This window comes from Streptomyces sp. NPDC006368 (assembly GCF_040612535.1).
Classification (GTDB): Bacteria; Actinomycetota; Actinomycetes; order Streptomycetales; family Streptomycetaceae; genus Streptomyces.
In genome coordinates this window covers 18,076-38,616 of sequence record NZ_JBEXQK010000005.1, presented here as the reverse complement: position 1 = coordinate 38,616, position 20,541 = coordinate 18,076, and the positions used below count along the sequence as shown (strand labels likewise).

The window sequence follows — 20,541 nt, the reverse complement described above, 5'->3', positions numbered from 1 at the left end:
GGACGTGGACAAGTACGCCGCGGGCCTGGTCCGTCGCGGCGTTGGAAACCGGGCGGGCGTCGTGGACCGCGCTGCTGGCCGCGATCCGGTTGGAGCCTGGCGCCGATGTCGCCGCGGTCACCGCCGGACAGGTCCGCGACGTCGTCGGACGCCCTGGTGAACGCCAGCCAGTGGCGGGCTGCCCGAGCATCCGCAAGCCTGTGCCGGTGCCGTGGATCTGTCCGCCGCAGGGCGGTCGGCCGCCTCAGCACGGCGGGGGTCGTCTTCGGCGACCCGGCCACGTGGGGCGAGGCCACCGCGGTCACCGTCACCAACACCGACCGGTACGGGGCGGCGACCGCGCAGGCGTGCCCCACCCCCGGCTGACGCGGCGAGCCGCGTGGGGTGACAACGAGGGCCCGTTGCCGATCATCAAGGGCACCGTGATCCGGTTGACAGTCGAGAAGCTGCCCAGCGGCGGGGGCGAACAAGCCCGTCTGGCTGTGGTGGTCCGGCACCGGCGCCACTACGCAGGACGTCGACCGGTGTTGGCAGTCCTTCCTCAGGCGCTTCGACCCGGAGTACACGTTCCGCCTGCTCAAGCAGCTCCTCGGAGGGGCCCGGCCGCGGCTGCGGGGCTCCGGAGCGGCCGACCGCTGGACCTGGCTCGTCCTGGCCGCACACGCCCAGCTCCGCCTGATCCGAGGAGGCGGAGGGGAATTCAGCGCGCGGACGAGATGCTGCCGATGTGCACGGGCGCGGCCGTGCGGGCGTGGATGTCTTCGACGGTGACGCCGGATGCGGTCTCCACCAGGGTCAGGCCGTGGTCGGTGACGTCCAGGACGCCGAGGTCGGTGACGATGCGGTCGACGCAGCGGCGCCCGGTGAGCGGGAGCGTGCACTCGTCGACGATTTTCCGGGTGCCGTCCTTGGCAGTGTGCTCCATGAGGACGATGACCCTTCGCGCGCCGTGGACGAGGTCCATGGCGCCGCCCATGCCCTTGACCATCTGGCCGGGGATCATCCAGTTGGCGAGGTCACCGGCCGAGGAGACCTGCATGGCGCCGAGGACGGCGGTGTCGATGTGGCCGCCACGGATCATCCCGAACGACAGCGCCGAGTCGAAGAAGGAGGCCCCGGGAAGGACGGTGACGGTCTCCTTGCCGGCGTTGATCAGGTCGGGGTCGACCTGGTCCTCGGACGGGTAGGGACCGGTGCCCAGGATGCCGTTCTCGGAGTGCAGCACGACATGGACGCCGGCCGGGAGGTGGCTGGGGATGAGGGTGGGCAGGCCGATGCCGAGGTTGACGTAGGAGCCGTCGGTGAGTTCGGCGGCGGCTCGGGCTGCCATCTGCGCGCGAGTCCAGGTCATCGGGGACGTACCGTCCTTTTCTCGATCGGTTTGTCGGCCGCCTGAGCGGGGGTGAGTTGGACGACGCGCTGGACGAAGACGCCGGGCACGTGGATGTGGTCGGCGGCCAGTTCGCCGGGTTCGACCAGTTCCTCGACCTCGGCGATCGTGATCCGGCCGGCCATGGCCGCGAGCGGGTTGAAGTTGGCGGCGGCCCGGTGGAAGACGAGGTTGCCGTGGTGGTCGCCGCGCCAGGCCCGGACGAGGGCGTAGTCGGTGGTAATGGCGTGCTCCAGGACGTGCGTGCGCCCGGCGAAGATCCGGGTTTCCTTGGGGGGCGAGGCGAGGGCGATTGTTCCGTCGGGCGCGTAGCGCCAGGGCAGTCCGCCGGTGGCGACCTGGGTACCCACGCCTGCCGGGGTGTAGAAGGCCGGGATACCCGTGCCGCCGGAGCGCAGTCGCTCGGCGAGGGTTCCCTGGGGCACCAGTTCCACCTCCAGTTCCCCGCTCAGGTACTGGCGGGCGAACTCCTTGTTGTCACCGACGTAGGAGCCGGTGACCCGGGATATGCGGCCTGAGCCCAACAGGATCCCCAGGCCGCGCCCGTCCACGCCGCAGTTGTTGGAGACCACTTTGAGGTCGTCAGCGCCCTGCTCGTGGAGCGCCCGGATGAGGGTGTCGGGTACGCCGCTGAGGCCGAACCCGCCGACGGCCAGGATCGCTCCGGCAGAGATGTCGGCCACTGCTTGCGTGGCCGAAGCCATCGTCTTGTTCATGGAAGTGAAGAGGCCCTTCGTGTGCGGTGCCCCGCGGGCCGGCTGCAGAAACGTTCGCTGCGCTGGGCCACCAGGGAGGGTGCGTAAGTCAGGGTCGGTGTGGAAGGCGGGGCGGGGCCGGCCGTGCCGGGCGCTGCCAAGTGCAGGACCCGGCACGGCCGGTGGACGCTCTCGTCCCAACCGGTGGGGGTCAGGCGCTTTCGTGTGCGGTGATGAAGGAACGCATCTTCGCCAGCGCCGTGGCGTTGGAGATGATCATGAGGTGGTTGGGTGCCATCGGCCCGCTCATGAGGTAGTTCTCGTCCGCGCCGGCCAGCATCGCGGTGTCGACGGGTGTGGCGTTGGTGTCCGCGGTCGACCTGATCGTGAGGTAGTCGACCTTGTCGTTGAAGGGGACCTCGGAGGAGCTGTTCAGCTCCTGCAGGAAGGGGGTGTTCGGGGAGGCGAACTGCTGGCAGGACACGTACCACTGGCAACCGTTGTTGGTGGTGCCGTGCTGCGGTCCGGCGAAGCCGATGTACTGGGAGACCTTGTCGGCGCCGTCGAGGTTCTTGATGTAGTACCGGGCGGCCAGGGTGGACGCGGACCACGTGGCGAGGACGACCTTGTCCGCCCCGGTCTGGCTGCGGACCTGGTCGACCTTGGCCGACAGCTGCCGGGCTGCCTTGGCCAGGTCCTGCGTCATGGAGCTGCTGTCGGTCCACGTGAACAGCCTGTTCGCGGGCCAGCCATTGCTCTGCAGGTTGGACTTCATGGTGTTCATGTTGGACGGGGTGCCGGTCATGCCCGGGATCATGATCACGGGGTCGTGTCCGGCAGTAGAGGTCGCCGGCTGAGGCGCTGCAATGGATGTCTGGGATGCCAGTCCCAGAAGGCTCGTGGTCAGCAGGGCCGCGAGGGAGGCGCTGAGCAGCCGCCGCGCACGGACCGGTCGCCGGTTGCCCGTGTGCGTCGTTGCCGGCCCGCGGGGCGTCGTGGATGCAAACAGCATGTGGGGCTCCTTACCCGTCGTGCGGTCATCGAGCGCTGATGTTGCGGCTCGCACTCGGCGGACGCCGACAGGGGTGGTGGGGTGGTGTGACACAGGGCACGCTAGAGCCTCCTGCCGCAGCAGTCAGATGGTCACAGCGCACGTCTTTCGCCCCCTGCGGTGTCCGCTCCAGCCATTACGTCTCGGCCGCCCGAGCGGGTCACGCGCGACCGCTGGCGCTGGGCCGCGTGGGTGCGCCGAGTATGCGGTGTGCACACCCCTAGTGCTCCGCGTGTGTGTGCCGCACCTCTCGTAGTACCTGGCGGGGGCGGAATACCGTCATAGCGATTCGGCGGGGCTGCCGTCGACCGAGCCGTGCGGACCACGTTCTGCAGCTTCAGCCTCCGCCTGCTGTGCGCCTCGCCATGCATCTCCAGCTCTCAGAGCCGCGAGGGCACACGTCACCGCACAACCGCTCAGCTATTGGAGGACAGGCAATGACCCGGTTCGGAATCATCGGCGGTGGGCTCATGGGGCACGGGATCGCTGTTGCTCTGGCTCAGGCAGGGCACCGTGTCATGGTGTACGACGCGGACCCTGCGACCCTGGCATCGCTCGATGAGCGCATCGTGCGGGCCCTGGAACGCTGCGACATCCCGCCGGGCGATGTCGGGATGATGACCGCACGCGTCACGGCAGCCAAAACCCTGACGGACCTGGTGCTACGGGTGGATGTGGTGATCGAAGCCGTCCCCGAGCGTCTCGACGTCAAGCATCAGGTCCTGGGAGCGCTGGAAGCGAAGATTCCGGCCGTGATGCCGGTGTGGTCCAACACCTCGGTGCTCCCGCTCACCGAGGTGGCCAAGGGCATGCGGTACCCGCAGCGGTTGGTGGGGGTGCACTGGTGGAATCCGCCCTATGTCATCCCGCTGGTCGAGGTCGCCCCGGGCGCGGAGACGGACCACCGGTTCGTGCAGGAAGCGTGCGACATGCTGGATGGGATGGGCAAGACGACGGTGCGCCTGCACCGGGATGTCCCGGGGTTCATCGGCAACCGGCTCCAGTTCGCCCTGGTTCGGGAGGCACTGCATCTGTTGGAGCAGGGAGTCTGCGACCCGGGGACGATCGACACGGTCATGCGGGCGAGCCTGGGCCTGCGCTGGTCGGCTGTGGGCCCCATGGAGAACGCGGACTTCATCGGCCTGGACCTGACCAGGGACATCCTCGACAGCCTGGCGCCCCACTTGTCAGCTGCGGTCACGTTCCCCACGCTCGATAAATCCCTCAACGCCGGACATCGAGGCCGCGCCTCCGGTGGCGGACTGCTGGCCTGGCCGGCCGGGCGGGGAGAAGAAGTGGCAGAGCGCCTGGACCGCGGCGTCCGCCGCAACCTCGACGAACCGTAGAACGCCCGGGCCGGCGCCAGGGGACCGGTTGAAGGCCGGCGATGGCGGCAGAGCAGAGGGGCGGCGGCTCCCCCAGTTCGCTGCGGTGCCTGACCGGGCAGCGCCATACTTGCCGAGCGCCGGGAGTACGGCTCGACGGAGGATCAATGGCACACGGGTACGGATTGTCTTTCCTGAAGCTGCTCGTCGATGACACCGACATCGAAGCCTTCGACGAGGCCCTGGCACTGGCCCGCGCCGCAGGGGAACCGGCCGGCCGGCTCGACATTCTGGAGGAGGAGCGAGCGATCGCGTTGCGTCTGCGGGAAAGACTGCTGCGCCACCGCCGCAACGAGGCGGAGCTGCAGCTGCTCAACGACACCGCGAACGACCTGGCCTCCCTGCGGGACCTGGACACCATCCTCCAAGCGATCGCCGACCGGGCACGGCGGCTGCTGGACTGCGATCTCGCCTACATCAGCCTCAGCGACCGCGGCCGCGGCGACAGCTACATCAAAGCCGCCGCCGGCAACATCTCCGGCCTGCTGCGCGAACTGCGGCTGCCCATCGGGACCGGCGTCGGGGGGATCGTCGCGCGGACCGGCGAACCCTACGCCGTCGCCGCCTACCTCACCGACGACTCCTTCGCCCACACCACCGAGATCGACAAAACCGTAGCCGCCGAGCGGATCGAGTCCTTGCTGGGTGTGCCGGTCAAACTCAACCAGGAGGTGATCGGAGTCCTGCTGGCCGCACACCGGAGCCAGCAGGACTTCAGCAGCCGGGACATCAGCGTGCTGATGATGCTCGGCTCGCACGCCGCGGTGGCCATAGAGAACAACCGCCTGCTGAGCGCCGCCCAACGGGCGGTGTCGGAGCTGCGGGTCGCCAACGACACGATCAGCTCCCACATGGCGGACCTGGAACGCACCGCGGAGGTCCATGAACGCCTCACCCGCCTGGTCATCCAGGGCAATGGCGTCGACGAAGTCGTACAGGCCACCGCGACCGCGGTCTCCGGCACGGTGGTCGTCCTCGACGAGGAGGGCACCATCGTGGCCCAGTCCTGCGGCCACGACACGGTGCCGGCCGACGAACTCGGCCGGCTCAGCGCGGACGCCTGGCAGGCCGGACACACCGTGATCCGCACCACGCGTTGCGCCGTTCCCCTGATCACCGAGTCCGAGCCCCTCGGCACCATCGTCCTGAGCGCCACCGCGCAGGTCGACGCCACCGACCGGCGCATCCTGGAAAGGGCCGCACTGGTGGCCTCCCTCGTGCTCGTCACCCGCAGACGCATGGCGGAGGCCGAAGCCCGCGTACGCGGAGAACTGCTGGGTGACCTGCTGGCCGCGCACGACAAGGACTACGACCTCCTTCGGCACCGGGCCGCCCTGCTCGACGTCGACCTCGCCACCTGTCGCACCGTGGTGGTGGCCCGGGTCGATGACGAACCACGCGAGCGGGTCTACGCCGCCGCCGCGGCCATCGCCCGGCGCTCCCACGGCCTGGCGACCTTCCAGCGCAGCACGGTCATCCTGCTGCTGCCGGGAGATGACCCCCAAGCCGTGGCGCGCCGCGCCGTCGATGAACTGGCGCGGACCTCACGCCACCCCGTTACCGCCGGCACCGCGCGAGCCGCGGACATCACCCACATCGCCGCCGCCTTCCGCGAGGCGGACAACTGTCTGCACGCGCTGGTCGCCCTCGGCAGGACCGGCGAGATCGCCGGCACCCGCGGACTCGGATTCGTCGGAGCCCTCTTCAGCGGCGAGCCGACCACTGCCTCCTTCATCGAATCCGTCATCGGCCCGGTCATCGCCTACGACCGCACCCACCACTCCGATCTGGTCCACACCCTCGACACGTACTGCCGCACTGGCCAGCATGCCCGCAACACCGCACATCTGCTGCACCTGCACGTGAACACCGTCACCCAACGCCTGAGCCGGATCAGCCAGCTCCTCGGCGCCACCTGGCGCGACCCCGAACGGCTCCTGGAGATCCAGGTCGCCCTGCGGCTGCTGAGAGTCAGCAAGTCCTAGGGTCTGTCCGGCGGATCATGGTTGGACACCGCGCCGATCGACCGCTCGAGGACGCGCGGCTGACACGGACGAACGGCCCGTGCCGCACATCATGCGGCACGGGCCGTTCGTTCGTGTAACGAGTCACCCGTCACCGGAGGATCAGGAGACGGTCACCGTCGCCCAACCCCGGTAGAAGGTGTGCTCCGACAGCTTCAAGTACTTGCCGTTGGCGTCCTTGGCGGCCTCCACCGGTTTGTGCTTGATGATCGTGCGCGCGGCATCGCCGAAGTACATGGCGTAGGAACCACCGCTGAGCGTGTCGGTTGTGGTGGCCTCGGAGAAGAAGAGGTGGTCGATCTTGCTGTTGCGCTGGTCGTGGTCCAGCGGTGACAGGTCGACGGTGGTGGACTGGCCGCTCCGGCAGGTCTTGGCGGGGGCGACACAGTCCGGATCCGTCATGGTCCAGTAGCCGGGGTCGGGGCCGGTGCCGTCGGGGTCGTTGTCGTCGGTGGTGTCGGCTTCGTAGAACCGGCCGATGCCCCCGCCCGGCGCTGCGTCGGGGCGGTAGAAGCTGTCCAGGACCGGGCCCTTGTGCGGCTGCGGGACCGCGTTGAAGTCCCCGCCCACCACGACGACCTTGCCGGCGTCGATGTCCGCGTCGAGTTCGGAGGCGAGGCGCGCCGCCTGCGCGGAACGCGCCCGGTCGCTGACGCCCTTGGCGTCGTCGAAGGCGCGCAGGTGCACGCTGCAGCCCTTCACCTTCCCGGGGACGCCGTTGAGGGTCACGTCGTGGCAGAGGGCGTTGAACGTCCGCGGCAGGGGGAGCGGGTTGCCGTTGTTGTCGAGCTGGTGGTTCTCGCCGCCGAGGGGGATCTCGTCCTTGGGGCCCAGCGCCCCACGGGCACCGAGGACCTGGCCGATCCAGCAGCGCGTGTCGTCGTTGTTCGGGTCGCTGTCCATGTTCACCGAACAGTCGGACGCGCCACAGGTCGGGTAGTTGGTGAGCAGGGGCGTGAAACTGAACTCGTAGGTGCCCGCGTACTTGCTCTTGAACCACTCGAACTGCGAGTAGCACACCTCCTGCAGCATGATCAGGTGCGCCGGCGCGAAGTCGTTGATCTGCTTCTCGATGTGGTACAGCAGGTCGGTGCCGCCCTTGTTGCAGAAGCCACCGCACATGTTGAAGGTGACCGCCCGGAGCTGGACCTGGGTTCCGGGCCCGGCGTCGGACGCCGCGTCCGTCGCCGTGCGCTTCGTGTCCGTCACCGCCGCGCGGTCCGCCCGCAGCAGGTCCGCCCCGCTCTGGGCCAGACCCGCCATCAGGACGACGGAGAGGGCGACCACGAAGGCCGCCAGGATCCCGCGTATTCTCATCGCTTTCCTTGTGTCGGAATCGGCAAAGGCGATGATCTTAAACGCCGCGTGATCATGTCACGCGAGAAGGGTAGGCACTGTCCAGCGGATCATGAGCGAAGCCAAGTACGACGCCCCGGCACCACCGCCCCGACGAGGGACTCGGACGGTCCCGGCGGCCTGACCTGCAAAATCCACCTCGCCGGCGAAGGCGGCGAAAAGGGGGCTCCGCGACCCGGCCGTCGGCCGGTCCAGAGGCGGGCTGACCAGCAAGATTCATCTGGCCTGTGACGGCCGGGGCCGCCCGCTCGCTTTCGTCGTGACGGGCGGCAACACCAACGACTGCGCCCGGTTCACCACCGTGATGGAAGCGATTCGCGTGCCTCGCATCGGACCGGGACGGCCTCGAAACCGGCCCGATCACGTCCTGGGAGACAAGGGCTACAGCTCGAAAGCGATCCGCACCTGGCTGCGGCGTCACGGAATCGCCCACACGATCCCGAGCGGGCCGACCAGGTCCGCAACCGGGCCCGGAAAGGCAGCCGCGGCGGCCGCCCGCCGGCCTTCGACCGCGAGGTCCACAAGCACCGCAACGTCGTGGAACGGTGCTTCAACCGCTTGAAGCAGTGGCGAGGCATCGCCACCCGGTACGACAAGACCGCCGAGCCTACGAAGCAGCCGTCACCCTCGCTTCACTCCTGATGTGGGCGTGACGTTTGACGACAACACCAAACAGGACCCCGTGCACAGCACATCTCGCAGGCAGCCCATGTGTGCGCCCAGCCCATACCGTCTCTGGTGGCACGCTCCGTAACCTTTGCGCCTCGCGACACGAGGCACAAGCAACGGAGACGCCATGAAGAGAACCCTCGCCGCAGCAGGAATCGCCTGCGCTCTGCTCAGCGGCACGCTCCTGTTCCCGGCACACGCCACTCAGAGACCGGCCGACTGCAGTGACCTGCGCGGCCTACGGATACCCGCCTCAGAAATCGGGCTGCACACCACGGGCGGCGAGGTGAGCGCAGCGAACATCATTGCGCCAACCGGAAGCGGAACCTCGGCGACCGGCACATACTGCCGTGTCGAGGCCGTCATCCATCCCGTAGACCCTCAGGCACCCGACATCACCCTGCGCGTCGCCCTGCCTCAGCAGTGGAACAAAAAGACGATGATGTTCGGCGGCGGAGGCTACGACGGCACCATCCCCGATGTCACGGGCAACGTTCCCTTCGGCCCGACCAATCAGCCGCGCCCGCTCAGCCGCGGCTACGCCACCTACGCCAGCGACTCCGGCCACCAGGCGGCGCCGGACTTCAAACCAGCCCCTTCCCTCGACGGCTCTTTCGGCGTCAACGACGAAGCCGTCCACAACTTCGCCGGCGACGCACTGAAAAAGACCCACGACACTGCGCACTTCATCATCCGCACGCATTACCAGGGCGCCGACCCCGCGCACAGCTACTTCGCCGGCGGCTCCAGCGGTGGACGCGAAGCCCTCGCCGTCGCCCAGCGATGGCCCGCCGATTTCGACGGCGTCATCGCCGCCTATCCCGCCTGGAACGCCGCCAGCCTCAACCTGTTCTTCGGCCACGAAGCCCAGGTCCTCTCCCGCCCCGGGGCCTTCCTCAACCCGGCCGAACAGGACCTGCTGTACCGCAGCGTCATCCGGTCCTGTGACGGCAAGGATGGCTTGCGCGACGGCGTCATCTCCAACGAAGCTGGATGCCGCTTCCAGCCCCGCACCCTGCGCTGCCCGGACGGCAAGGACACCGCGGACACCTGCCTGAGCGATCACCAGATCCACGCCGCACAGGCGCTCTCCTCGCCACTGCGATGGAAATACCGCCTGGCCAGCGGCGAACATGGCTATCCCGGGTTCCCCTTCCTCTCCGGCGCCGACATGACCACCCCGCTGCTGGGCATGGGCTCCCGCCCCCCGGGCCATCCGATGCCGAAGGCCAGCGGCTACGGCGTCCAGTTCTGGGACCAATGGGTGAGGTACTTCGTCACCCGTGACCCGGCACACAACTCGCTGGCCGTGGACCCCCGCCGCCCCGGCATCTGGCAGCAGCGCATCAGCCGTCTCTCCGCCCTGCAGGACGTCAACAACCCCGACCTGCGCCGCTTTGCCAAGGCAGGCGGAAAGCTCCTCCTCCTGCACGGCACCGCCGACGAGCTCGTCAGCCACCGCTCCACCGTCGAATACTTCCAGCGCGTCCAGAAACTCATGGGGCCGCACGCCACCCGCGACTTTGCCCGGCTCTATCTCATCCCCGGCGCCAACCACGTCAACGTCGACGCGGCCTTCGCGGCAAGCTACGACTCGCTGAGCGCCTTGGAAGGCTGGACGGAAGAGAACAAGGCACCCGCACGGCCCGTCGTCACCGACACCAGCCCCGCCGGCAACGCCCGCACCCGGCCGCTGTGCGCCTACCCCTCCTGGCCGAAATACCTCGGCCACGGCAACTCCGCCTCCGCACACGGTTTCACCTGCCACGGCGCACGGCCACGAACCTGATCCGCCCCGGGCGGCCCCTGCCCCCGGCTGCTCAGCAACACAGGCACAGAAGCACACACCGTCCGGTCCGGTATGGCTGCGGCGAGGACATCCCCGCACGATCAGTGTCCGCTCCGCACATAACGGATTGCGGGCCGCGGATCCCACCCTGGTGGGAGACCGCACGAACTCAGCCACCATCACGGAAGTGGTACTCGCACATGTCATCGCCACCCCCAGCCCCACCCCAGGCCTCCAGCAGCCTGAAGAAGATCGTGGCCGCCAGCCTCATCGGCACCACCATCGAGTGGTACGACTTCTTCCTCTACGGCGCCGCCGCCGCACTGGTGTTCAACAAACTGTTCTTCCCCGACTCCGACCCTCTCGTCGGCACGCTCCTGTCATTCCTGACCTACGCAGTCGGCTTCGCCGCCCGCCCCATCGGCGCACTCGTCTTCGGACACTACGGCGACCGGCTGGGACGCAAGAGACTTCTCGTCTACAGCCTGCTGATGATGGGCGGCGCGACCTTCCTGATCGGCCTGCTCCCCACCCATGCCACCATCGGCTCGGCCGCTCCGCTCCTGCTCACCGTGTTGCGCCTGGTCCAGGGCTTCGCCCTGGGCGGCGAGTGGGGCGGCGCGGTCCTGCTGGTGGCGGAGCACGGAGACGCCGGTCGGCGCGGCTTTTGGGCATCGTGGCCGCAAACCGGAGCGCCGGCCGGGCAGTTGCTGGCCACAGGCGTGCTTGCCATACTGACGGCAACATTGTCGGACGCGGCGTTCAACTCCTGGGGCTGGCGGGTGCCGTTCCTCCTCTCCGGCGTGCTGGTGCTCGTCGGACTGTGGATCCGGCTCTCCGTCGATGAATCGCCCGTGTTCAAGGCCGCCCTCGCAGCAGCCGAACGCCGCAAGACCGACCAAGCCGTCCGCGAGAAGCCGCCCGTACTCGCCGTCCTGCGCGACCACTGGCGCGACGTCCTCATCGCCATGGGCACCCGCATGGCGGAGAACATCTCCTACTACGTCGTCACCGCCTTCATCCTCGTGTACGCAACCGAGCACGCCGACACGAGCAAACAGGCAGCCCTCAATTCCGTCCTGATCGCATCCGCCGTCCACTTCGTGACCATCCCCCTGTGGGGCGCCCTCTCGGACAAGATCGGACGACGCCTCGTCTACCTCATCGGCGCCCTCGGCATGGGCCTGTGGATCTACCCGTTCTTCGCCCTGGTCGACCGGCAGTCCTCCGGCGCAATGATCACGGCCGTCACCGTGGCCCTGCTCTTCCACGGCGCCATGTACGCTCCACAGGCGGCCTTCTTCTCCGAACTGTTCGCCACCCGCATGCGCTACTCCGGAGCATCCATCGGCGCCCAGTTCTCCTCCGTGGCCGCCGGCGCCCCAGCTCCGCTCATCGCCACCGCCCTGCTCGCAAAATACGACAGCGCCACCCCCATCGTCCTCTACGTCATGGCCGCCGTCGTCCTCACGGTCATCGCACTCGGCTGCGCCAAAGAGACCCGCCACCGGGACCTGGCGGACGCAGAAGCCTACGGAACCGATCCAGCACGGGCCGGGGACCAACCGGTTCATACGGCCTGAAGTACCCGCTGCATTGGATCGCCCCTCGGCGGAGCTGACCTCATTGGCCAACGGCAGGCACCCAAAGGATTCCGCACAAGCGCCCACCCGCGTGCGTGACCCCCGTGTCACGCTCACGCTCCATCAGCGTGACACGGGTCTTCACTGCGTGTGGCATAGGACGTGGGGGTTGGCACTTCTACGACGTCTTCTCCCTGGGCGGACAGCGCTGGGCGTTCTTCCTCGGGGACGTGTGCGGCAAGGGCCCGAAGCCGCCGCCGTCACCTCACTGACCCGCTACACCCTGCGCGCAGCCGCCCAGCACCACGACGATCCCACCGAAGTCCTCGACGCCCTCAACAGCGCCCTGCTGCTCGATCCCTCGATGGGCAGCCGGTACTGCACCTGCGTCTTCGGCACCCTGCAGCCCGCCCCGGGCGGCGGTTTCACCGTGACCGTGGCCATGGGAGGCCATCCCCCCGCCTTCCACATACAGCGCGGGGACGACGGCGCGATGGTGGTGGACGGGGTACGGCCCAGGGGTGGCATGCTCGTGGGAGCACTGGAAGGCGCCCAGTTCGCCTCCCACTCCTTCCATCTCGCCCCGGGCCACGGGCTGCTGCTCTACACCGACGGGCTCACCGAGGCCTGCCTGCCGGACGGGACCATGCTGGGTGAGGAAGGCGTGGCCGCCTTCCTCCACACCCGCACCACCCTGGACGCCGGCCGCCTGATCGAAGACACCATCGCCCTCATCACCGACCTGCCCGCCGGTCGCGGTGACGACGTCGCCCTACTCGCACTGTCCGTACCCCTGGCACCGGCCACTGAGCAGCCAGCCGCCCTATCGACGGCCCGCACCCTGGCCACGCCCGTCGCAGGCGCCGCCTGCGCCGACCAGGAGCGCTGATTGGTGACCGACGACCTCACCCTCACCACCACCCACACCGACGGACACCTGGCGGCCCTCTGCGTCGGCGGAGAGATCGACGTATACACCGCTCCCGCCTTGCGCAAAGAAGCACTGGACGTCATAGCCCAAGGACATCCGCACCTGATCCTGGACCTGACCGGAGTCACTTTCTGCGGCTCCTCCGGCTTCAACGCCCTGATCGGCATCATGCGCTGCGCGATGGCCGCAAACGGCTCCCTGACCCTAGCCGCCGTGCCCGACCGCCTGTCCCGAATGCTCGATCTGACCGGCCCGAGTACCGTCATGCCGTCCTAACCCAGCATCGAGGCCGCGATGAACGCCCGCCTCACTACCACGCCCGAGCCCGCCTGACCCGGCCGATCCAGCGGCCACGCCGCCCCAGTGGCCCGATCCAACTCCATTGACAAACCATCCATGTGCAACGGCAGAGGAACCCTCATCTCGTGGTCTGGGGGTCTGGGGGTCTGTGGGTGCCGAACGTGAGGTGATCCCACGGCGGGCATGTGCACGGTCGGCAGGTGGCGCAGTCCGCGCAGCTCATGCAGAACCGGCGGACCGACGGACAGGCGCAGATCGGGTTGTAGTCGGGGGCGTCCTCGCCGGGGTAGTACGTCTTGCCGAACGGTGACTCGGTCCACGCCTGGACGGTGCCGTCGGCGAACAGCTCCTCGAAGTGCCGGCCGATGGCGCTGGCGGTGGGCCAGACCGCGACGGCCTCCGGCTCCTGGTCGTGGGTCATGCCGGGCTCCCCGTGGGGCCGGTCGGCTCGGTGGCGCCGGTGAGGAGTGCGGCGAGGGGTGCGTGGCCAGGGTGCGGGCGAGTCAGGTGTCGGCGTCGGCTCGGACGTAGGACCCGGCGCGGCGGGTGAGCTCGTCACGGACGGCTTCGTCGCCCTCGCGCGGCTCGGCCTGCTCCAGCGTGCCCATCTCGCGCAGCGCCTGGAGCTCATCGGCGCGGGTCGTGACCCGGGCGGCTTCGCGCAGCTCGGCTTCCCGTTCGGCGGCCGCGGCTTCGGCGGCGAGCTCGGCCTGGACGACGTCGTCGGTGTCCGGGCCGTACACGGTGCCCGGCGCGGCGGCGGCGAGCATCTGGTCGATGCGCTCCCACTCCGCCAGCTCCGCGCGGCCGCGCTCGTCGTCGGCCAGGTGCTCGCGCCGGGAGTCCTCCCCGCGCGTCGAACCGGGCGTCCTCGGGGGCCACCGCGACGGCGGCGGCGTCCATGCCCTTCGCCCGGCGGCGCACGACGCGCCGGCCGATGCGCGCGGGGTCGACCGGTTCGCGGGGTGCGGCGACGCGTGGGGCGAGCGAGCGGCGGGCTCTGCTCCGGGCCGACCAGGCCGTGGTCATCGGCCTCGCATTCGGGGTGCGGAATGGGAAGCGGGCCGCCGTCAGAGCGCTTCTGTGACGGCCCGCGCATTGTGCCGAGGTTGGCTAGTTGTCACCGGATCAGCTGGATGACGTGGTGCGTGGGATTGGTCAAAGCAGGCTGGCTGGCACCAGCGAGGCAAGCGGCTTGTCGCACACCCCGACTTGGCAGCACTTCGGTCACCGGCTGACGGGAGGGTGTGTGACACGTCGCCGGGGCGTTGAAGATCGCCGCCATCCGCAACTGGAAGGCTGGCCGGGCCAGGCATACCACCCAACAGGGCGGTACACCCCCATCGGACAGACCCTAGCGTTGTGCCGCTGCGCCCGCCCGCGCCGGGTCGCTGTCGCCCGCCCGCCTGCCGGGCCGATGCGAAGCCGGATCGGACCGCGGCCGGGCTGTGAGGTTCTGCTGCGTGTTGCAGTAGCGCACGATTCATTTCCAGGCAGGGGCCGGGCGGTACAGGTGTGGTGTGCACCGCCCGGCTGCTGAGCCGTGTCACGTGTCCGCCGTGACCTTCTTCTCGGCCGCCGTGACCTCCACGGGTTCCGTACCGATTGCGCCGTGCCGTTCGGCCCAGTTGTCCAGGGCCGTGCGGCAGGCGTGGTCGATGTGGTGCAGGCCGGACAGGTCCAGCTCGGCGGGGCGGCCCTGGGGGAGGGCCTCCAGGCTGCTGAGGATCTTCGGCAGCCGTAGGAAGGTTGCGTTGCCCGACAGGTACACCTGGATGGGACCGGCGCCCTTGTCGATGACCTCCAGCTTGAGATGCGATGCCTCCCAGGCGGTCTTGGCCACGGCCAGGGCCAGACCGATGAGCACGCCCTCGAACATGTTCACCGCGACGATCGCCACCGCGGTGACCACGAGGATCAGGGCCTCGCCCCTGTGGCTGCGCCACAGCGACGCGATCTGGCGGAACGGGATCAGCTTCCAGCCCGCGTGCACCAGGATGCCGGCGAGGGCCGGGATCGGAATCAGCGCCAGGGCCCACGGCATCGCGGCGGCGAACAGCAGCAGCCACACGCCGTGCAGCACACGGGACGCCTTGGTCTTCGCGCCCGCCGCCACGTTGGCGGAGCTGCGCACGATGACTGCGGTCATCGGCAGCGCGCCGAGCAGACCACACACGGTGTTGCCCGCGCCTTGGGCGATCATCTCCTTGTTGTACTCGGTGCGCGGACCGTCGTGCAGCCGGTCCACGGCCGCCGCGCTGAACAGACTCTCCGCCGAGGCGATCAGCGCGAACGCCACGATGGTGCCCCAGATGGCAGGGCCTGCCAGCTCACCGAACGCATCGGCTCCAGGCAGCTGGATGACACCGAGCAACCCCTCCACCTGGACGGTGGCCACCGGCAGGCTGAAGGCGGCCGTGGCAACCGTGGCCAGCAGCACCGCCGCGAGGGCACCGGGCACGGACTGTACCGCCTTGGGCATCTTCTTCCACAGCACGATGACCGCGATGGTGCCCGCGCCAAGCGCGAGCGAGGCCAGCGCCTCAGTACTGCCCAGCGTGTCGGCGAACGCCCCGGGCAGACCCGCGATTTTGCCGATGCCGGTCTCCGGGGCCTTCAGGCCCGCCGCCGCGTAGATCTGGCCGGCGATGATCACCAGACCGATACCGCACAGCATGCCCTCGACGACCGAGACGGATATCGCTCTGAACCAGCGGCCGATCTTCAAAAAGCCCATGGCGAGCTGGAGCAGACCGGCGATCAGCACGATCACACCCAGCGTGCCAACCCCGAACTCGCTGACCGCCTCGAAAACGATCACGGTCAGGCCGGCGGCCGGCCCCGACACCTGAAGGCTGCTGCCGGGCATCAGCCCGGTGAGGAGCCCGCCGACGATGCCGGTGACAAGGCCGAGTTCGGCGGGGACGCCTGAGGCGACCGCCACACCGACACACAGCGGCACGGCGACCAAGAAGACCACAATGGAGGCGAGGAAGTCCTGCCTCAAACAAGGGAACTTCGACAGCACGGTCACCATCCCCCTCACAGCGCTTCGAACGTCTCGGACTCGGCGCGGTGTTCGCGCACGACGCCGGTGTGCACCTCGTAGTACCAACCGTGCAACTGGACTTCACCCGCTTCCAGGCGCTTCTGGACGCACGGGTAGGAGTGCAGCCGCTGCACCTGCGCCAGCACGTGGTTCTGCACCGCCTCGGCGACCGTCGGATCGCTGGGGTCGGAGCACTTGGGCTCGTCCGCGGCGTGGGCGAGCCAGTCGCGTACGGCGGGTACGACCGTCAGGTCGTCGTGGCGCACCACCGCGCCGACGGCGCCGCAGTGGGAGTGGCCGCACACCACGATGTGCTTGACGCCGAGCACCTGCACGGCGTACTCGATCGTGGCCGCCTCGCCCGTGGGGGTGGTGGAGGCGTACGGAGGAACGATGTTGCCCGCGGTGCGCAGCTCGAAGAGCTCGCCGGGCCGGGCGCCTGTGATCAGGGCCGGAACGACCCGGGAGTCGGCGCAGGTGATGAAGAGGACCTCGGGGGACTGTCCCTTGGCGAGGTGAGCGAACTCCTCAGGGCGCTGTCCGAACGTGCGGGCGTTGTCGATGAGGGGCTGCATGGCGTGGTGACTCCTCCTGGCGCACTGTGGGGGCGCGTCGGACTTACAGGACAGGGATGGGGGGGGGCTGCTCCGCTGCTCAGCGGAGCACCTGCAGAGCGGCCGGCGAGTGGGCTGACGCCCCTCTCTGCCTGCCGTGGTACGCGGTGCGGGGCGTGACCGGCTCCGATGCGGTCGAGGCAAATGCCGTCATCAGTGCGTGGCCGAGCGTCGAGTCGGCGGTGTGGTGCCGGTCGTGGGCGCGTAGGCGACCGGTCGGGTCGCCGAGGACGCTGGAGGTCCGGCAGGTGACGGACTCGCGAAGCCCCTTGCCGGAGAGCTTGATTCCGGGCTGAGCCTTGGCCATGGCGTGACGGGCCGTGTGCGCAGGCGTGAAGGACGCCGTGGACGTGAAGAACGGGAGAGCGAGCAGGACCGCGGCGAGGCATCCAAACCACGGACAAAGCCGCCGCACCTCGCAACATGCGTCCCCTCCCAGCAGTTCACTACCTCTTGCACAGGCCAATGAATAGTAAAAGGCCCGTCAAGAACAACATAACTCAGCAAAGTCGCTGGCGGGGTTAATTGAGTGTCGCCAGAGGAAGGGAACCCGAAAGACGAAGTGAAGTTGGCGTGAACGTGCCCCATGTCGGCGCAGAAGTGACCGTTGTCAAAGTGGCTCACTCCGGCCGCGAAGAGAGCGAAGAGCATGACCGCCACCCCGGCGGACAACGGGCGGACCAGGTGGGCGATCCGCTCAGCCCCGCGCCTCCCGCACTCGCCGTCCTCAGTGAGCTTGATTCTCGGTTGTCTGCTTCATTTGGCTTAGCTGTCGCGCCAGTTGGTGGTGGCTGCTTCGTGGGTGAGGCGGCGGGTCATGAGGTTGATGGCGGCAAGCTGGATCATGGCGGCTGATCGGTGTGGATGGGTTTCGTAGTCGCGGGCCAGGCGGCGGTGGTGCGTGAGCCAGCCGAGGGTGCGTTCGATGACCCAGCGGCGAGGCTGTACGTGGAAGCCGCGGGCGGTGGGTTCGCGTTGGGCGCTCTCGAGGTCGATGCCGAGGTGGGCGGCTTGTTCCACGGCTTTGGCCCGGTAGCCGTTGTCGGCCCGGGCTTTGGTGATGGAGGGGTGGCGCTCGCGGACTTTGGTCAGGAGTTGGGTGCCGGCTGCGGAGTCGTGGACGCCGGCGGCCGTGACGGCGACGGCGATCAGGAGGCCGAGGGTGTCGGTGACGATGTGCCGCTTTGCGTCCGGTGATCTTTTTGGCCGGGTCGATGCCTTGGCTGGTCAGGCGGACGGTGGCGGAGGTTTTGATGCTCTGGCTGTCGAGCAGGCAGCGCTGGGCTCGCTCGTGCGGCCCTCGGCCTGGCGGACTTTGCCGCGTAGCAGGCCGGTGAGCTGGTCGAAGATGCCGTCGGCTTCCCGGTGGGCGACTAGCCGTAGACGGTCTGGTGGGGCGGGAAGTCATGGGGGAGGTCGCGCCAAGGGATGCCGGTGCGGTCGATGTAGAGGATGGCGTTCATCAGGGTGCGCAGGTCGTGGGTGGGTTTACGGATGCCGTTGGGGCCTGGCGCCAGGCTTCGAGGGTGGGGCGGATGAGTTCCCAGCGGGGGTCGGACAGGTCGCTGGGGTAGGGCCGTGAGGGCTGCATGATGCCTGGGTATGCGGTGGCGGCTGGCCTGAGCAGGGCGGGTGCGGGGGTGTCGGGTGCACCGGGGCGTGCGTTCTCAATCTCCTGTGAACCGGTACGTTTCCAAATGAGACGGGAGCTTTTGCGAGGAAACCGGCGCATTACTGGTCCACTGATTGCCTCAGAAGTCGCCTTTCCGGCACATCGCTCGGCTCGGCCCGTACCTGGCCGCTGAAAATCAGGATGAACCATCCGATGGGCGAACCAAACGCTCACTCTTAAGGGCTTCCGTCGGCATCGTAACGATTGGCGCCCAAGGCCTGTTCTGGGGGAGGCGTCATAATGGTGGGGATTCGGACACCTCCAGGGCGTCGGCTCCACGGGCCGGGGGCCCGGTGAGGGCGGTCGCAGGGCTTGGAGCGCGGGGATGGTGTGCGGCCTGCGGCCCCGATGGGTCGCCACGTGCGAGGCGCGCGGTTCAGGTCATTCACCAAGGCGCCCCTTGACGGTTGATTGACCATCTCTTTACTTTCAATGCCGATGGGCGATCATCGCAAAGCCATCCCTTCATGAAAGCAATGCCCGACCCCTTCCTTTCTAGGAGGTTTCACCATGGAGCAGCTCATCAAGCGCATGACGGAGGAGTCCGTGTGGCGCAAGTGGGTCGCCGCCAATTCCGCCCAGGCGGCGAAGGACGGGTGCATCAGCGTCGCGCCCAAGAGCGGCTGCATCAGCGCCGCCGCCAAGGGCGGCTGCATCTCCTGACCCTCTGATGCCCCATGCTGCCGGCGTGGCCGTCGCCGCGCCGGCAGGTCCCGCTCGCTCCTCCCGCCGCCGACCCCGCCCGGAGAGCCCCGTGAACCGCCTGCCGAGTGCCGATGTCCTGGACAGGGTGCGCGACATCCCGATCTACCGTGCTTCCGTCGAGCGCGGCCACTTCCCGATTCTGGAGAAGCCGGAGATCGCCCGGGACTTCCCCGACAACTGGATGACCCCGGAGCTGGCCCGCGCACTGGAGGCAGGAGAAGCCGAGTTCGTGCTCTCCACCGGGACCAACCACGCCCGTATGCAGCTCATTCGGCCGCCCTACTTCCTGCTCCGCTCCTACTACCGCCTGTGGAGTGAGCACCCCGATCTCGGCGCCTCGTGGCACGACGGCGCCCGGCGGGTCTCGCTGACCACCGTCCTCGCCACCGAGCACGTCGCCCGCGTGAACGCCCGCAAGCCCGGTACGACCCCCGGCGAACGCTGGCTCGACGACCGCACGCTGTATCTCAACCGCCGCTTGGACCCCGCCGACTGGGACCGAGACGACGTCGAGCGCATGCTCGCCGAGATCCGCGAGGCGGCCACCGCCCACCCCGACGGCTCCTATCTGTTGGACTGCTCCGGTTACCACTTGGCGCACCTGGTCCGCAAAACCTCCGCATGGGGCCTGTGGGACGACTTCCCCCGCCCGGCCGGCATCGTCCACGCCTACGAGTACACACCGTTGAACGTCCGCGCCCACCTGCGCGCCCACTTCGACTGCCCGGTGATCGACCTCTTCGGCAGCACCGAACTCGGCTACCTCTTCTACAGCGACGCCGAAGGCCGCTACCAGCCCTACCTCCAGGACATGAGCGTCGAGCTGATCCCTGTGGAACCGGGCAGCGGCATCCACAGCCTCATCGTCACCAGCGTCCGCAACCCGTACATGCCGCTGGTCCGCTACCGGTCCGGTGACTGCGTCCGCACCCGCGACGGCAGCGCCGACCCGGAGCGGATCGTCTCCTTCTGCGGGCGGGAGAAGGAACTGCTGCCCACGCCAGAAGGGCCCGTCTCCCAGGCCGACCTCGACGCCCGTATCGCCGGCATCTGCACCCGCGTCTTCCTGCACCAACTGCACCTGACCGGCGAAGGCGAGTGCCGTCTGTCGTACACCACCTTCGACGACGCGCCGCTCACAGCCGACGAGACGGCGGAACTGTCCGCGTCCGTCAGCACCTTGACCGGGCGGTTCTGCCGGGTGGAACACTGCACCGGCATCCCCATCGGGCGCTCCGGCAAGTACGCCTGGCTGACCATGCCCGACCTGTCCTGACCACGCCGACCGCCCCGTCCTCTCCCCCCGTCGCTACCGGCCGTCCCTGTGC

The 20,541-nt window shown here is 68.7% G+C and carries 16 protein-coding genes and 3 pseudogenes; 10 read left to right on the top strand and 9 right to left on the bottom strand.

The annotated features are described in order from the left end of the window. Nucleotides 1-32: 32 nt before the first annotated feature. Nucleotides 33-684: pseudogene (locus tag ABZZ38_RS06285) on the top strand (transposase); the annotation flags it as partial. A 16-nt stretch (nt 685-700) separates the two neighbouring features. Here ABZZ38_RS06285 and ABZZ38_RS06280 read toward each other — a convergent pair. The 3 genes from ABZZ38_RS06280 to ABZZ38_RS06270 all read right to left on the bottom strand — a co-directional run bounded on the left by ABZZ38_RS06280 (nt 701) and on the right by ABZZ38_RS06270 (nt 2,902). Next, nucleotides 701-1,351, bottom strand: a complete 651-nt coding sequence (locus ABZZ38_RS06280) for a 3-oxoacid CoA-transferase subunit B (protein WP_356736332.1) — start codon at nt 1,349-1,351, stop codon at nt 701-703. Next, a complete protein-coding gene (locus ABZZ38_RS06275; RefSeq protein WP_356736330.1) occupies nt 1,348-2,106 on the bottom strand; it encodes a CoA transferase subunit A in 759 nt (252 codons plus the stop codon). Before ABZZ38_RS06275 ends, ABZZ38_RS06280 begins: the two co-directional genes overlap by 4 nt. A 190-nt stretch (nt 2,107-2,296) precedes the next feature. Then, the gene (locus tag ABZZ38_RS06270; RefSeq protein ID WP_356736328.1) at nt 2,297-2,902 is read right to left on the bottom strand and encodes a hypothetical protein; all 606 of its coding nucleotides are present in this window, start codon (nt 2,900-2,902) and stop codon (nt 2,297-2,299) included. Nucleotides 2,903-3,573: 671 nt separating this feature from the next. On the opposite strand from ABZZ38_RS06270, the gene ABZZ38_RS06265 reads away from it, so the two are divergent. Together ABZZ38_RS06265 and ABZZ38_RS06260 are read left to right on the top strand one after the other, a co-directional pair. Beyond that, complete coding sequence (locus ABZZ38_RS06265; RefSeq protein ID WP_356736326.1) at nt 3,574-4,482, top strand: 3-hydroxyacyl-CoA dehydrogenase family protein; 909 nt, start codon at nt 3,574-3,576, stop codon at nt 4,480-4,482. A gap of 146 nt (nt 4,483-4,628) precedes the next feature. After that, the gene (locus ABZZ38_RS06260; RefSeq protein WP_356736324.1) at nt 4,629-6,506 is read left to right on the top strand and encodes a GAF domain-containing protein; all 1,878 of its coding nucleotides are present in this window, start codon (nt 4,629-4,631) and stop codon (nt 6,504-6,506) included. A 141-nt stretch (nt 6,507-6,647) separates the two neighbouring features. On the opposite strand, the gene ABZZ38_RS06255 is transcribed toward ABZZ38_RS06260, so the two are convergent. Next, nucleotides 6,648-7,862: an endonuclease/exonuclease/phosphatase family protein gene (locus ABZZ38_RS06255; RefSeq protein WP_356736322.1), complete on the bottom strand. Its 1,215-nt coding sequence runs from the start codon at nt 7,860-7,862 to the stop codon at nt 6,648-6,650. A 217-nt stretch (nt 7,863-8,079) separates the two neighbouring features. Here ABZZ38_RS06255 and ABZZ38_RS06250 point away from each other — a divergent pair. The 5 genes and pseudogenes from ABZZ38_RS06250 to ABZZ38_RS06230 form a co-directional block, all read left to right on the top strand. Further along, nucleotides 8,080-8,554: pseudogene (locus ABZZ38_RS06250) on the top strand (IS5 family transposase); the annotation flags it as partial. A gap of 143 nt (nt 8,555-8,697) precedes the next feature. Continuing rightward, a complete protein-coding gene (locus tag ABZZ38_RS06245) occupies nt 8,698-10,359 on the top strand; it encodes a tannase/feruloyl esterase family alpha/beta hydrolase (protein ID WP_356736320.1) in 1,662 nt (553 codons plus the stop codon). A 200-nt stretch (nt 10,360-10,559) separates the two neighbouring features. Beyond that, nucleotides 10,560-11,942, top strand: a complete 1,383-nt coding sequence (locus ABZZ38_RS06240) for an MFS transporter (protein ID WP_356736318.1) — start codon at nt 10,560-10,562, stop codon at nt 11,940-11,942. 232 nt (nt 11,943-12,174) lie between these two features. Then, nucleotides 12,175-12,831 carry a PP2C family protein-serine/threonine phosphatase gene (locus ABZZ38_RS06235; protein ID WP_356736316.1) on the top strand — a complete coding sequence of 219 codons (657 nt, stop codon included), beginning with the start codon at nt 12,175-12,177 and terminating at the stop codon, nt 12,829-12,831. A 3-nt stretch (nt 12,832-12,834) separates the two neighbouring features. Next, entirely contained in the window at nt 12,835-13,149 is a 315-nt protein-coding gene (locus tag ABZZ38_RS06230; protein WP_356736314.1) for an STAS domain-containing protein, read from the top strand. 142 nt (nt 13,150-13,291) lie between these two features. Here ABZZ38_RS06230 and ABZZ38_RS06225 read toward each other — a convergent pair whose 3' ends face one another. From ABZZ38_RS06225 to ABZZ38_RS06205, 5 genes and pseudogenes are all read right to left on the bottom strand, one after another. Further along, the gene (locus ABZZ38_RS06225) at nt 13,292-13,594 is read right to left on the bottom strand and encodes a hypothetical protein (protein ID WP_356736312.1); all 303 of its coding nucleotides are present in this window, start codon (nt 13,592-13,594) and stop codon (nt 13,292-13,294) included. Between the two features lie 82 nt (nt 13,595-13,676). After that, nucleotides 13,677-13,943: a hypothetical protein gene (locus tag ABZZ38_RS06220; RefSeq protein ID WP_356736310.1), complete on the bottom strand. Its 267-nt coding sequence runs from the start codon at nt 13,941-13,943 to the stop codon at nt 13,677-13,679. A gap of 776 nt (nt 13,944-14,719) precedes the next feature. Next, nucleotides 14,720-16,210 (bottom strand): SulP family inorganic anion transporter, encoded by a 1,491-nt coding sequence (locus tag ABZZ38_RS06215; RefSeq protein ID WP_356736308.1) that lies wholly within the window; start codon nt 16,208-16,210, stop codon nt 14,720-14,722. A gap of 5 nt (nt 16,211-16,215) precedes the next feature. Further along, nucleotides 16,216-16,797: a carbonic anhydrase gene (locus ABZZ38_RS06210; RefSeq protein ID WP_356736306.1), complete on the bottom strand. Its 582-nt coding sequence runs from the start codon at nt 16,795-16,797 to the stop codon at nt 16,216-16,218. An 804-nt stretch (nt 16,798-17,601) separates the two neighbouring features. Next, nucleotides 17,602-18,427 (bottom strand): annotated as a pseudogene (locus tag ABZZ38_RS06205) (IS5 family transposase). Nucleotides 18,428-19,018: 591 nt separating this feature from the next. Between ABZZ38_RS06205 and ABZZ38_RS06200 the strand changes: the two are divergent. Both ABZZ38_RS06200 and ABZZ38_RS06195 read left to right on the top strand, forming a co-directional pair. Continuing rightward, nucleotides 19,019-19,171, top strand: a complete 153-nt coding sequence (locus tag ABZZ38_RS06200) for a hypothetical protein (RefSeq protein WP_356736304.1) — start codon at nt 19,019-19,021, stop codon at nt 19,169-19,171. Between the two features lie 91 nt (nt 19,172-19,262). Then, complete coding sequence (locus ABZZ38_RS06195; RefSeq protein ID WP_356736302.1) at nt 19,263-20,489, top strand: hypothetical protein; 1,227 nt, start codon at nt 19,263-19,265, stop codon at nt 20,487-20,489. Nucleotides 20,490-20,541 lie beyond the last annotated feature (52 nt).

Bases quoted from the DNA above. Each gene is read 5' to 3' on its own strand.
- ABZZ38_RS06225 (WP_356736312.1), bottom strand. From the start codon at position 13,594: ATGACCCACGACCAGGAGCCGGAGGCCGTCGCGGTCTGGCCCACCGCC.
- ABZZ38_RS06255 (WP_356736322.1), bottom strand. From the start codon at position 7,862: ATGAGAATACGCGGGATCCTGGCGGCCTTCGTGGTCGCCCTCTCCGTC.
- ABZZ38_RS06275 (WP_356736330.1), bottom strand. From the start codon at position 2,106: ATGAACAAGACGATGGCTTCGGCCACGCAAGCAGTGGCCGACATCTCT.
- ABZZ38_RS06210 (WP_356736306.1), bottom strand. From the start codon at position 16,797: ATGCAGCCCCTCATCGACAACGCCCGCACGTTCGGACAGCGCCCTGAG.
- ABZZ38_RS06245 (WP_356736320.1), top strand. From the start codon at position 8,698: ATGAAGAGAACCCTCGCCGCAGCAGGAATCGCCTGCGCTCTGCTCAGC.
- ABZZ38_RS06220 (WP_356736310.1), bottom strand. From the start codon at position 13,943: ATGCTCGCCGCCGCCGCGCCGGGCACCGTGTACGGCCCGGACACCGAC.
- ABZZ38_RS06270 (WP_356736328.1), bottom strand. From the start codon at position 2,902: ATGATCCCGGGCATGACCGGCACCCCGTCCAACATGAACACCATGAAG.
- ABZZ38_RS06260 (WP_356736324.1), top strand. From the start codon at position 4,629: ATGGCACACGGGTACGGATTGTCTTTCCTGAAGCTGCTCGTCGATGAC.
- ABZZ38_RS06280 (WP_356736332.1), bottom strand. From the start codon at position 1,351: ATGACCTGGACTCGCGCGCAGATGGCAGCCCGAGCCGCCGCCGAACTC.
- ABZZ38_RS06240 (WP_356736318.1), top strand. From the start codon at position 10,560: ATGTCATCGCCACCCCCAGCCCCACCCCAGGCCTCCAGCAGCCTGAAG.
- ABZZ38_RS06265 (WP_356736326.1), top strand. From the start codon at position 3,574: ATGACCCGGTTCGGAATCATCGGCGGTGGGCTCATGGGGCACGGGATC.
- ABZZ38_RS06200 (WP_356736304.1), top strand. From the start codon at position 19,019: ATGGAGCAGCTCATCAAGCGCATGACGGAGGAGTCCGTGTGGCGCAAG.
- ABZZ38_RS06215 (WP_356736308.1), bottom strand. From the start codon at position 16,210: ATGGTGACCGTGCTGTCGAAGTTCCCTTGTTTGAGGCAGGACTTCCTC.